The 12,631-nt window shown below is 34.3% G+C and carries 11 protein-coding genes; 7 read left to right on the top strand and 4 right to left on the bottom strand.

Going from position 1 to position 12,631, the window contains the following annotated elements:
* Positions 1–373 precede the first annotated feature (373 nt).
* Both ABXQ82_RS10910 and def read left to right on the top strand, forming a co-directional pair.
* Positions 374–1,810 (top strand): glycosyltransferase family 2 protein, encoded by a 1,437-nt coding sequence (locus ABXQ82_RS10910; RefSeq protein ID WP_367059133.1) that lies wholly within the window; start codon positions 374–376, stop codon positions 1,808–1,810.
* Between the two features lie 215 nt (positions 1,811–2,025).
* Positions 2,026–2,658, top strand: coding sequence for a peptide deformylase (def, locus tag ABXQ82_RS10905; protein ID WP_367059130.1), 633 nt, complete (start codon positions 2,026–2,028; stop codon positions 2,656–2,658).
* Here def and gldC read toward each other — a convergent pair whose 3' ends face one another.
* Positions 2,659–2,994: a gliding motility protein GldC gene (gene gldC / locus ABXQ82_RS10900; protein ID WP_367059127.1), complete on the bottom strand. Its 336-nt coding sequence runs from the start codon at positions 2,992–2,994 to the stop codon at positions 2,659–2,661.
* On the bottom strand, positions 2,994–3,956 hold the full coding sequence (gene gldB / locus ABXQ82_RS10895) for a gliding motility lipoprotein GldB (protein WP_367059124.1): 963 nt from the start codon (positions 3,954–3,956) through the stop codon (positions 2,994–2,996). Before gldB ends, gldC begins: the two co-directional genes overlap by 1 nt.
* Before the next feature lie 91 nt (positions 3,957–4,047).
* On the opposite strand from gldB, the gene nadE reads away from it, so the two are divergent.
* Both nadE and ABXQ82_RS10885 read left to right on the top strand, forming a co-directional pair.
* Positions 4,048–4,836 (top strand): NAD(+) synthase, encoded by a 789-nt coding sequence (gene nadE, locus ABXQ82_RS10890; RefSeq protein ID WP_367059121.1) that lies wholly within the window; start codon positions 4,048–4,050, stop codon positions 4,834–4,836.
* A gap of 117 nt (positions 4,837–4,953) precedes the next feature.
* Positions 4,954–5,580: a response regulator transcription factor gene (locus ABXQ82_RS10885; protein ID WP_367059118.1), complete on the top strand. Its 627-nt coding sequence runs from the start codon at positions 4,954–4,956 to the stop codon at positions 5,578–5,580.
* On the opposite strand, the gene dnaG is transcribed toward ABXQ82_RS10885, so the two are convergent.
* Positions 5,575–7,533 carry a DNA primase gene (dnaG, locus tag ABXQ82_RS10880; RefSeq protein ID WP_367059115.1) on the bottom strand — a complete coding sequence of 653 codons (1,959 nt, stop codon included), beginning with the start codon at positions 7,531–7,533 and terminating at the stop codon, positions 5,575–5,577. The genes ABXQ82_RS10885 and dnaG overlap by 6 nt on opposite strands.
* 46 nt (positions 7,534–7,579) lie before the next feature.
* Here dnaG and ABXQ82_RS10875 point away from each other — a divergent pair, with 46 nt between their 5' ends.
* Positions 7,580–7,711 (top strand): hypothetical protein, encoded by a 132-nt coding sequence (locus ABXQ82_RS10875; protein ID WP_367059112.1) that lies wholly within the window; start codon positions 7,580–7,582, stop codon positions 7,709–7,711.
* Positions 7,712–7,879: 168 nt separating this feature from the next.
* Here ABXQ82_RS10875 and ABXQ82_RS10870 read toward each other — a convergent pair whose 3' ends face one another.
* Positions 7,880–8,011 carry a transposase gene (locus ABXQ82_RS10870; protein WP_367059109.1) on the bottom strand — a complete coding sequence of 44 codons (132 nt, stop codon included), beginning with the start codon at positions 8,009–8,011 and terminating at the stop codon, positions 7,880–7,882.
* 425 nt (positions 8,012–8,436) lie between these two features.
* Here ABXQ82_RS10870 and ABXQ82_RS10865 point away from each other — a divergent pair, with 425 nt between their 5' ends.
* Together ABXQ82_RS10865 and ABXQ82_RS10860 are read left to right on the top strand one after the other, a co-directional pair.
* Positions 8,437–11,553 (top strand): T9SS type B sorting domain-containing protein, encoded by a 3,117-nt coding sequence (locus ABXQ82_RS10865; RefSeq protein WP_367059106.1) that lies wholly within the window; start codon positions 8,437–8,439, stop codon positions 11,551–11,553.
* Between the two features lie 168 nt (positions 11,554–11,721).
* Positions 11,722–11,949, top strand: a complete 228-nt coding sequence (locus ABXQ82_RS10860) for a tyrosine-type recombinase/integrase (RefSeq protein ID WP_367059103.1) — start codon at positions 11,722–11,724, stop codon at positions 11,947–11,949.
* Positions 11,950–12,631 lie beyond the last annotated feature (682 nt).

Raw genomic sequence — 12,631 nt, 5'->3', positions numbered from 1 at the left:
TTAAAAGTGTCAAAAAAATCGAAATAAAAATATATTATTTGTGTTTTTCACAAATTCCTAATAATACATTTTTACATTTCTTGCTTTACACAAAGCTCTAGCAGTATCTACAAGAAAAAAGCAATAATACTTCATCTTATATTGAAAAAAAATGCCATCCGTTTTGGATATAGTTTAAGTGGCTTACAGATTTGTAAATCTAAAAACCAATAACCTTATAGCGAGAAGCACCACTTCTAATTAAGCGTTTTAATAAATTATTTTAAGCAGGCTCTAAAAGCACTATAAATTTCTTTCTTAAATAATTATTAAAAAAACATCTAAACTGAAGTTCTCAACGTAAATCAAAATGTAAGTAAAAACTAAAAAAATTATGTCCATCAAAGAAATATTCCCTCGTAAAATTAAATTGATTACAAAAAAGAAGACTAGAAAATTATCCTATTATATTAATGCTTTTCTTCATAGTAACGGAAAGACCGAAAGCCCTCAAAACAAATTGGTTTTATTCAGTACTTTTTTACTGATACTTGTCGGTCTGTATTCTTTCTCTGTTTTTCATAATGATTTTGAGCTAATGAACGTAAAACGCATGGGATCGACTTTTGGTGCTATATTTGGTGTCGTTGGCTTAATTTTATTAGCTTATAAAGCTATCATGTTTCTTTATATACTTTACAACTATTTTAAATATAAGCCCATTGCATCCGTTACCGATGACGAGCTACCAACCTGTACCGTTATTGTACCGGCTTACAATGAAGGCAAGCAAGTTTGGGACACTTTAATGAGTTTAGAAAAAAGTGATTACCCAAAGGATAAACTACAATTACTAGCAATTGATGATGGCAGTTTAGATGATACTTGGGATTGGATTCTGGACGCAAAAGACAAGTTAGGCGATCGTTTAGAAATTTTTAAACAGCCAAAAAACAAAGGAAAACGTCATGCTTTATACCGTGGTTTCAACGTTGGCACAGGCGATATTTTTGTTACTGTTGATAGTGATTCTATTGTAAATACAGATACCATTAGACATTTAGTAAGTCCGTTTGTGAATAATGAAGATTGTGGGGCTGTTGCTGGAAACATTCGTGTTTTAAACAATAAAAAAGCCATGCTTCCTAAAATGCTGGATGTGAGTTTTGTGTTGAGTTTTGAATTTGTACGCTCCGCGGAAAGTAATTTAAATTCTGTATTGTGCACTCCTGGAGCTTTGGCTGCATATCGCAGTACTGCTGTTCACAACTGTTTACCAGAATGGATCAATCAAACCTTTATGGGACAACCCTCTGATATTGGAGAAGACCGCGCCATGACCAACATGATCTTAAAACAGGGGAAACACGTATTGTTCCAAAAAAATGCGGTGGCATTTACAAATGTTCCTGAAGAATATCCAGGCTTATACAAAATGTTTATCAGATGGGGTCGTAGCAATGTTCGTGAAAACCTTGAAATGGCAAAATATGTGTTTACAGATTTTAGAGCAGGTTCAAAATTTGGAATTCGTTCGTTATTTATCAGTCAGTTTTTAAAAATATTGATGAGTTATCCAATGGTGTTCTTTATGCTGTTTTTCGTTTTGGTACACCCGCTGTTGTTCTTAGGTTCTACACTTGTTAGTATTTTAATATTTTCATCCTTTTCGGTATTGTTTTTTACAAATAAATACAAATCATTCGAAGGTTTTTGGGCATACTCCTATAGTATCTTATATACTTTTGGGCTGTTCTGGATTACACCTTATGCCATAGCTACGGCTAATAGACGCGGTTGGTTAACACGTGGTTTGGTTGAGAAGAAATAAATAAAAACTAATTTACCAAGACCTGAAGTTAAAAAAACAAGTTCTGCAAACTTCTAATGTCTCGGTAGTGGATAAAAACATAAACTGATGTTGTAAACCGTAAATTCTATGTGTTTTCATAATCAGGAAAAAAGAAAACCCCTATTTTTGGTGTTAATGCCAATTTTAGGGGTTTGTTTTTTGTTTTGGAAAACCGTCTATTTATCTTGCTCAAAATGAAAAAACTAATTTTCATAATTTCAATTTCACTTCTAATTTTGGCCTGTTCGGGTTCAAAAAACATAAAGAATACTTCTTTTTCTTCCGAAGAAAGCAAATTGATAATGAATGCCGATAGCATAACGCCAATGCGCGTTTATAAAATTACAGACAAAAAAGATTCCCTTTTACTTAGGCTGAAAAGCAGGTATGTAAAACCTGACCCTGATGACGTTGTATTGCAAAATTTCGTAAAACGATTATTTGCTACCGTAAGAGACAGCATGTCTTTAGGTGTTGGAATTGCAGCACCACAAGTAGGGGTTTCAAAAAATATTATTTGGGTGCAACGTTTTGATAAGGAAAATTTTCCGTTTGAAGTGTATTTAAATCCGAAGATTGTAAATTATTCCGAAAAAAAGCAAACTGTAAAAGAAGGCTGTTTGTCTATTCCTGACAGAAGCGACACCTTAAATAGTCGCTCCTACACCATCACAATAGAATATGATACTATGGAAGGTGAGCATACATCTGAATCTGTTGACAGTTTTACATCAGTCGTTTTTCAACATGAAATAGATCATTTGAATGGTATTTTATATTTGGATCATTTGGAAAAGGAAATCCATGATTCTAAAATAAAAAACTAACTACTTCTTCAGCTCCAACTTCTCAGCAAAATAATCACAAAAATCTTTCATGGTTGCCGTCATTTTTTCATCTTGTGTGGCGCGATTAAACGTATTTGCCATTGCTACCAACGTTTGATGAAAAAACACTTTCATATCATCAACGGGCATATCTTTGGTCCATAAATCGATACGTAGCATTTCCTTGGTTTTATCGTCCCAAACCGATAGCATCATCGCCTTAGCTTCGGCATTAGAGATGCCACCATCCTCGGCAGTCCAAGTCAACTTTTCTGGAACTCTGTTTTCATCCAATTCAACATTCAATTCAATTTTCGATGTTATTTTATTAGCCATTATTTATGGGGTTTAAACTTAGAATTATTAAAAATATCCTCAGGTTTCATTCGCAGCATATCCTTTAAAGCTACTTCATTATGATTCATATAAGCCTTCACAATTTGCCATCCCAAATATTGACCAATGCTTCCAGGAGAATTAGTATCAATTTCCTCTAAAAAGAACTTGCTAAAAGGCGCAGGGTTTATAAATCTTCGAGGTAATTTGGCATCCTTACTATACAACAATTCGCGCTCTACAAAATACCGCCAAATATAATTTTCATTGGCACGAGCCCAATCTATTTCAGCATCCGAATACCCTATGCGCTCAGCTTCAGTTTTATTGGGCAACATGACGTCTTTAAAATAAAGAACTTTACCAAAATAAATCATTTCATCCAGCAAGGTTTTTCGTTGTGGTTGGTAAATGTAACGTTCGGCATATTTAGTTGCCATATCAACTACAATCTGTTCTTTTTTAAAGTTTTTCCGAATAAACTTCTGGATCCCTTGGTAGAAATAATGATTTTCGCCCAAATAAGTATCAAGCGCAATGAGCGCAATGGTATCTGTAATTATTACGCTGTTTCTATAATCTACCATTGAGGTTGTAGTGATAACTCTTGGCGGATTAAACTCAGGAAAATAATATTTTAAATGATTGAATAGAGATTCTATTTCCAGTTCTTCTGCATCAAAATCAGGATATTTCTTTTGAACTTCTCTAACAAGTTCCTGATGTAAGGTATCCTCTATTTTTTCAATCCAAAATGAATCTTGAAATTTCTTATGGAACATAAACGGATATGCTTGCTTTAATTTAGGCAAATCGTTTATAGAGGCGTTTCCAAAAAATTGGTCAAAACGTTCTATCGAAATATCCGTATTAATAGCATCAATTGTTTCCTCTAGTTCACTTTCCTTTTTACAGGACATTATAATAATGATAAGCGAAAAAAACAATATCAAATTTTTCATAGAAACTTAAACGTTATAAATTTTTATAAATTGAGCGTATGGTTTATTTTTGTTTGCAAAGGTACTATTCTAAGATTAAAATTCACTTTATATGCAAACAGAAAAAGTTGTAGATCATATTGTAAATTGGTTAAAAAATTATGCTGCAAAAGCAGGCGTTAACGGATTTGTTGTAGGTGTTTCTGGTGGTATCGATTCTGCGGTTACTTCTACATTATGTGCTAAAACTGGCTTAGGGGTATTGTGTGTTGAAATGCCAATCCATCAAGCAGAAAGTCATGTGTCTCGTGCACATGAGCATATAGCACAATTAAAAACCCGTTTTGATAATGTGGATGATACGCGTGCAGATTTAACCCCGGTTTTTGAAGAGTTTAAGACTGAAGTATTTATGGATGGCGAACAAGCCGTTATTGATATGGCTTTGGCAAACACAAGAGCGCGACTTAGAATGACAACATTATATTATTATGCTGGATTATATGGGCTTTTAGTTGCTGGCACAGGAAATAAGGTGGAAGATTTTGGTGTTGGCTTTTACACTAAGTATGGTGACGGCGGAGTAGATTTAAGTCCTATTGCAGATTTAATGAAATCTGAAGTCTATAAAATAGGTGAGTTTTTACAAGTTCCTGATTCTATTATGAAGGCAGCTCCAAGCGATGGTTTGTTTGGTGACACAAGAAGTGATGAAGACCAAATTGGAGCTTCTTACCCAGAACTGGAATGGGCCATGAAAATGGATGATAACGGCAGCGCCGAAAATGACTTTTCTGGGCGGGAAAAAGAAGTATTTAAAATCTACAAACGTTACAATAACAACAACAAACACAAGATGATACCCATACCTATTTGCGAGATTCCCAACAATTTAATGTAAGCATTGCATTATCACTAAAAATTTAGTACTTTTACACATTAGAATTTTCTATTAGGGTTATGGTACTCTCAAAACTAACAATATCATATAATAATAGAAATTAATACCCTAAGAATTATGATTAAATTATTAATAGCAGACCCTCACCCAATCGTTAGAAAAGGATTAGAACATTTGTTTTCAGCTTCTTCTGATGTGAAAATTGTTGGTAATGTTGACAATGGCGAAGCCATTTTAGAATTCCTTAAAAAAGAAAAAGTAGATGTACTTCTTTCTGAAATTGATTTACCGAAATTAAACGGACTTACCGTTTTAAGACATTTAAAATCAGACTTTCCTGATGTAAAAGCACTAATGTTTAGTGCCCAACCAGAAAACGTTTATGGTTTTAATTCTATTAAAGCTGGTGCCGCTGGTTACATTTCTAAACTTGAAAACATTATTACTGTTAACGAAGCAGTTTTAAAAGTACATGATGGAGGTATCCATTTAAGCAATGCGTTAACTCAAGAATTGGCTTTTGGCAATAGAGTTAACAAAAACGGTACATTCTTTAAGAAATTATCTACTAGAGAAACTGAAGTTTTAAAACTTTTGGCTATCGGAAGAAAAAACAAAGAAGTTTCTAAGGAACTGGATATCAACGAAAAAACCGTAAGTACTTACAAAGCGCGTTTGATGAAAAAACTAAAAGTTGACAATATGGTTGACTTGGTAAATCAAGCGAAGTTTTTGGACTTATAGTACCCGACTAAGTTTTCTTGATAATAGCATCTTTAAGCTAGAGTAATCTTTTACTTCTTCTAATACAGATTTGTTAATTTCAGATTTGTGTTCCAATGTTTTTTGTTTGAACTCAATGACTTTTTGTTCAATTAAAAAACAACGAAGACTTAAAATGGTTTCGCTAACTAGCTGTGCTATGCTTTGAGTTTTCTCTTTCGGAAAAATATTCATGCGATGCCAATCATCTAATGCATACCGCTCATCTTCCATTAAGATGGTGGTTATTTCATTGGCTGTATTGGCATCGACTGTATTTATGAAGTTTTTCAACTCAAATTCCGAGCTTTGGTTCAGCTTGTCAATAATTGTATAATACAGATCCTTAAATTGCGGATTTGAAAATTCCATTTCATCATCCTGTAAATCCAAATATATTTTCTCAAACACTTTGGCTTTATGTATTACGGGTTCTAAAATAAGTTCTCCGCTAGCACTTTCTTTTAAAACTAAATCTTCAAAATCCTGTATTTTATTTCCGTAGAGTAACAGTATTTCTATTATTTTGCGCTCTAAGATATACTGAACGTCCACCTTTTTAACTGGCTGCTCATGTTTTATAACCTCAAAGCTTTTTTGTTCGTTCTTAAACTTTTTATGTTCTTCTTGAATTTCTTTTTTATTGATCTGTGCTAAAGTACTGAACAGTACCTGCTCACTAATATCCATAATTCGCGCACATTCCTGAATATAGATTTCCTTCTTTATCGTATCTGGAATTTTAGAAATACTGTTTACAATATCCCTAATGGTCTCCGCTTTTTTTATAGGATCGTTTTTAGAATCCTCATATAGAACCGATGCCTTAAATTGAATAAAATCCTTGGCATTTTCTTCAAGATAAACCGTTAATTCTTCAAGCGTGTTTTGTTTCGCAAAACTATCTGGGTCCTCGCCTTCTGGAAATGTACAGACCTTGACGTTCATGCCCTGTTCCAAAATTAAATCTATCCCACGCAATGATGCTCTCATCCCTGCTGCATCGCCGTCAAAAAGCACAGTAATGTTTTTTGTTAGACGATTTATTAATCTAATTTGATCTGAAGTCAACGCTGTTCCAGAGGAAGACACCACATTTTTAATCCCAGTTTGATGAAACTGAATCACATCGGTATAGCCTTCAACCAAATAACAATTATCCTCTTTTGCAATGCTCTGTTTCGCGTTATAGATACCGTAAAGCACTTTACTTTTATGGTAGAGCTCACTTTCGGGGGAATTTAAGTATTTGGCTGCTTTTTTATCTGCTATTAAAATTCGTCCGCCAAAACCCAACACCCGACCGCTCATACTTTTTATGGGGAACATGACACGCCCTTTAAAACGATCGAAACGTTTATCTTCCTTTACGATGGTTAATCCCGTTTTACTCAAAAAACCCAATTGATAGCCTTGTTTTAGAGCTTCATCGGTAAAGGCTTGCCATTCATTTAAAGAATAGCCTAAGTCGAATTTCTTTATCGTTTCATCTGTAAAACCACGCTCTTTAAAATAGCTTAACCCAATGGACTTCCCTTGGTCGGTTTTGTGTAATATTTTCTGAAAGTATTTATTAGCAAACTCGCTTACCAAATACATACTTTCGCGTTCGTTGGCAGCTTCTTTTTGCTCATTGCTCTGCTCGGTTTCCTCTAATTCAATATTGTATTTTTTTGCTAAATATCTAATCGCTTCAGGATAGGTAAAATGCTCATGTTCCATTAAAAAAGATACGGCAGTCCCTCCTTTTCCAGTAGAGAAATCTTTCCAGATTTGCTTAACTGGCGACACCATAAAACTTGGCGAACGCTCATCACTAAAAGGGCTTAAACCCTTAAAGTTACTACCCGCTTTTTTGAGCTGCACAAAATCGCCGATAACCTCCTCTACACGGGCGGTTTCAAAAACTTGATCTATGGAAGATGCTGCTATCAACTTAAAAAAATAAAGAGTATGTAAAAGTAAGTTAAAATTATTTATTGTGTATTATCCAAAAACACATATTGAAGACTTAAAACTAACGCGCCCAAAAGCATCAAAATTGCTACCTAATGTATTATCTCAAAATGAAGTGATACGTTTTGTTGAGCGTTATCCAAAACTTAAAGCATAAAACCATACTGGCATTAATATATACCGCTTGATTACGAATAAGTGAATTAATTGGCTTAAAGATTGAATACTTAAAAATTGACCGTAAACAAATACACCTAAACATACCCAGAAAAACTCGAACTTCAAATTAAATGTCGGGATTTTTTTTAATAGTGTCGCGTCCTGCTCACCGTAGTTCCTGATCGATGTCATAGCCCAGAAACAATAGGATGTACAACCGCATGCTGCAATGGGCTATCAACTTGAGGTCGCTTATGATGTTCTCCGGATAGCCCACCAGGCAGAACTTAAAGAACATAACGGGATCTATGCAGTTTTGCCCTGACGGACCATAATACCTTTTGCCTCTTTACGGAGGAATTCCAGATCTAAAACCGATGATAACCTGCTGTAAAAATTGTCCCTCGGGACTCGCGCGCTCAACTGGAAATTGTAGAACAATTTTTCTTGAAATATCTTGTTGCCTTGCATATGTTAATATAAGAAATTTCGGTATATTTACCAAAACGTTGTGCAACAGGCACATGGCTATAAGTAATTGCTTGTTCTAGCTTACTTCTGAAAACCCTTACGGATTTTCAGCTTGATGTGTACTTGCAAAAGTTAAGTGCTAACCCACGCAACTACTCATAGCCTAACCGCAACAAGCTGAAAAGAATTTAACTAAATTATCGAATACCTGTGGTTAAAAAAAAAATCATTTTTTTATTTTTCTCTATAGTAATGAATCTTCAAATTACGTATTCTCAAAATGAAGCTAATGTTTGGTATTTTGGATTTGGAGCTGGATTAGATTTTAGTACTGGCTCACCTATTGCAATTACTGATGGACAATTATATACACGAGAAGGCTGCGCATCAATTTCAAATAATTGTGGTAATATAATTTTTTATACTGATGGAGTTACAGTTTATAATAAGAATCATCAAATAATGCAAAATGGAACAGGACTATTTGGAGATAGTTCAAGTACTCATTCCGCCATAATAGTTCCTATGCCAGGAAATGAATTTGTTTATTACATTTTTACAGTTGATGATCAAGATGAATTTGAAAACAAAGGATTAAGATATTCGCTAGTCGATATGAATTTGGATAGCGGTCTTGGAGGCGTAACCACTAAAAATATATTATTATACGATAGAGTTCCCGAAAAAGTAACAGCATTTAAAAAACTAAATTCTGATTCATATTGGATAGTTAGTCAAAAATATAACACTAATGAGTTTATAGCTTATGAATTAAATTCTTCAGGAGTTATTCCTAATCCTATAATAAGTACAGTAGGTGTTAACAATGGACCACTAGCTAGACTTTCTGGTCAAATTAAGATATCCCCTGATGGAACTAAATTAGCATTAGCTAATGGATGGGAAGTTCAATTATTTAATTTTGATTCTGTAACAGGACTAATCTCAAACCCTATAACATTACTGCAAAATATAAACTCATACGGAGTAGAGTTTTCCCAAAATAGTGATTTGTTATATGTAGCTTATTACGAAGGAGTGTGCCAATTTGACCTTAGCCTAGGCACAGAAGCTGAAATAGAGAACTCAAAAGCAGTTCTTATATCATCTTCTGGGGAATCTTTTGGTTCCTTACAACTTGGGCCTGATGGAAAAATATATTTAACTAAAGTTAATGGTGAATATCTTGATGTTATAGACTATCCAGATAATGTTGGTTTATCGTGTAACTTTTTATATAACCATATTTATCTTCAAGGTAGAACTAGTTTTTTGGGATTACCCACATTTGTATCAAATAACATATCATCAGAAATAGGGAATATTACATTTCTAAACACATGTTATAACGAAGTAACCCAGTTCCAATTAAATAGTAGTTTTGATTCTGTATTGTGGGATTTTGATGATCCGACTTCGGGTCTAGACAATACATCTTCATTAGTTAATCCCAGCCATACTTTTACTAGTCCCGGGACTTACAATGTTTCTGCTTCAGTTAACTGCGGAAGTGAAACCGATACTATTGAGGTTGAAATTATTGTATCAGACATTCCCTTAGTTAATCAAATTGATAATTTATATAGTTGTGAAGACAGTTTTGGAAGCCAAATATCCAGTACTTTTGACACATCTACAGTAGAAAGTGATTTAATTGGAAATCTGTCAGACTTGACAATTAAATACTTTGATTCTAATGGAATTGAACTACCAAGCCCATTACCAAATCCAATGTCTAATTCTATCCTCGGGCAAGAAACTATTACAGCTAGAGTTTCAAACAGCAATAATTTAGCTTGTATCACAGAAATTACTTTTGACCTAATAGTTAGCCCTCTTCCACCAATTAATGAAGTTAATGATATTTATGCTTGTGATGATAATTATGATGGCATAACTGAGTTTGATATTAGTAACCTTGAAATTCTTATTTCAGACAATCAACCTGGAATGATAATAGAATTTTTCCGCGAAAATGGTCAACAGTTACCTAATCCATTACCTAATTCAGTTCAAAATATTGTCATTAATCAGGAAACTATTACGGCCAGAATAACCAATCCAAATACAAATTGTTATAATGAAAGAACTTTTGATTTAATAGTAAATCCTTTACCAGAAGTAAATCAATTACAAATAATTTATGGCTGTGACGATAATAATGATGGAATTTCAGAACATTTTGATACCTCAAATGTTGAAAGTCAAGTTTTGAATGGGCAAACTGGAATATCTGTAAACTATTTTGATCAGTTAGGTAATGAATTACCAAATCCTTTGCCAAACCCATACACGAACTTCTATACATTCAATGAATCAATAACCCTAAGGGTTACTGCTAATAATACAACTTGTTATGCTGAAACGACTTTGCAATTACAAACTGTAACACAACCCAACATAAATCAACCTAATAATTTGTATGCATGTGACCAAGGGAATGGTTATGCCGAATTTAATACATCGATTATAGAACAACAACTTATTGGAAATCAAACTGGATTAACCATACAGTACTTCGATTCCAATAATAACCCCCTTCCCAGTCCTCTGCCCACAATCTTCCAAAACACAGAACCTTTTTCTCAAACCATAAATATTAGAATTGAAGATGCCTCAAATCCAATATGTTATTCTGAGACATCATTTAACTTAATTGTAAATGAATTACCTGAAATTAACTTAGAAGATGAATACTTCATTTGTAATTTAGACCCATCAATTTCATTAAATATAAGTGCTGGTCACAATTCATATAATTGGTTCTTTGAAGATGGAACTCTAATTTCAGGTACAAATGGTGCAGAAATAACTGAAGAGGGCAGTTATACTTTAACCGTTACTCAAATTGAAAATGGTATTACTTGTGAAAATTCCTTTGATTTTAACCTCATTCGTTCTGTCTTACCAGAAATACAACAAGTAAACTATGGAGAATTAGGAAATAATTATATTGAAATTACTGCATCTGGTGATGGAGATTTTGAATACTCCATTGATGGAATTAATTACAAAAACAGTAATTATTTCTCAAATATTCAAGGAGGAATATATACAGTAATTGTAAGAGACAAAGATGGTTGTGGAGAAAATTCAGATGAAGTAATTATAATTGATTATCCAAAATTCTTTACGCCAAATAACGATGGATATAATGATTTTTGGCAAATTAAAGGAATATCACATTTCCCTAATTCAACGACATTAATTTTTGATAGATACGGGAAATTATTAGCTAGAATATCAGCAAATGAGTTAGGATGGAATGGACTTTATAATGGCAAACAAATGATGTCAAATGATTATTGGTTTAGAACAAACCTTGGTAATGGTCGAACTTTTTCTGGACATTTCTCATTGAAAAGATAGAAAGCCAGTTGCCAATCGAGTAGAAGGCTCTGCCAGAAACTGACAGAGTGCGCCTCTCATACCACCGAGCGTACGGGTCTCGTACTCGGCGGTTCGCAAAAAGACGGGTTGAGCTCTGTGCAAACATCCAACAATGACCGGTAACCTCACTGTTTAAAACGTTTGAGCGTGATAGTGGTTATCAAAATGGGAGATTGGGCAACTGTACACACCCTCAGGCATTCATTTGCAGCACATTGTATTGAAAACAACATAAACATGCGACACCTACAAAACATGCTGGGCCATAACTCCCCAAAAACCACCGAAATTTATACCAAAACCACCGAAATTAATAACAAAACCATTACCAGCCCCTTGGATAGCTTATTGAAAAATACTACATTGCAGACATAAACGATATAACAGCAACTGTATAGTCTAGAATTGTAGTTATACAGGTGTTGTGTGCAAGTTTGAGACGATAAGGAAACCCTGACCCGAGGATACCGCAAAGGTGGAAAAAAAGGTCTGTGCCCATCACCAATGTCACTTATATTTTTTAGGGATATGGCGCTAAAAATGCATAGCCAGCTTTTAGTGCACAGCTATGGTCTCTTGAACGCTCACCAGTACGGATATTTTTTTGGCCGGTACTTGTCCTGCAAGCTCAATACATAGCATTTTTAGACCAGAAGCCAAGGCCGTTGCTTTTCTGCTATGGCTTCTAAACAATTCTCTTTGCGCACAGGGTATGGTACCTGTCCGCATTGTTAAAAAATATAAGCTTGTGCCAGCCCCGATGGTCAACGGATATTTGCCAAATTGGGGGCTCTTGGAAAACCTGCACACAACAACGTGTAAAAATAATTGCTCGGCTAGTGACTTTTTGGAAAATTCCTGCGGAATTTTCTCTGGCTCGATTTTGTTTGCTAAATTAGTAGCTTAATCACGCAACTATCATTACACGCGGCACGTTGGCAGTAATTTAAGAACACAAACTATGATAAAACAAATTTCGAGATTTTTTCAATCTATTTTAATATTAATCGGACTTCAATCTTGCGGAGAAATAACCACAACGAAGAACTTTCAAAAC

It is taken from the genome of Algibacter sp. 2305UL17-15 (assembly GCF_040720935.1).
Lineage (GTDB): Bacteria > Bacteroidota > Bacteroidia > Flavobacteriales > Flavobacteriaceae > Jejuia.
Note: the sequence above shows the minus strand (reverse complement) of the source record. Positions and strands in the feature narration are given on the sequence as shown.

What these genes read in the sequence shown, in the direction of transcription:
- nadE (WP_367059121.1), top strand. Translation starts at nt 4,048, where the DNA reads ATGCAAACAGAAAAAGTTGTAGATCATATTGTAAATTGGTTAAAAAAT.
- def (WP_367059130.1), top strand. Translation starts at nt 2,026, where the DNA reads ATGAAAAAACTAATTTTCATAATTTCAATTTCACTTCTAATTTTGGCC.
- ABXQ82_RS10865 (WP_367059106.1), top strand. Translation starts at nt 8,437, where the DNA reads ATGAATCTTCAAATTACGTATTCTCAAAATGAAGCTAATGTTTGGTAT.
- ABXQ82_RS10910 (WP_367059133.1), top strand. Translation starts at nt 374, where the DNA reads ATGTCCATCAAAGAAATATTCCCTCGTAAAATTAAATTGATTACAAAA.
- ABXQ82_RS10870 (WP_367059109.1), bottom strand. Translation starts at nt 8,011, where the DNA reads ATGTTCTTTAAGTTCTGCCTGGTGGGCTATCCGGAGAACATCATAAGC.
- ABXQ82_RS10885 (WP_367059118.1), top strand. Translation starts at nt 4,954, where the DNA reads ATGATTAAATTATTAATAGCAGACCCTCACCCAATCGTTAGAAAAGGA.
- gldC (WP_367059127.1), bottom strand. Translation starts at nt 2,994, where the DNA reads ATGGCTAATAAAATAACATCGAAAATTGAATTGAATGTTGAATTGGAT.
- gldB (WP_367059124.1), bottom strand. Translation starts at nt 3,956, where the DNA reads ATGAAAAATTTGATATTGTTTTTTTCGCTTATCATTATTATAATGTCC.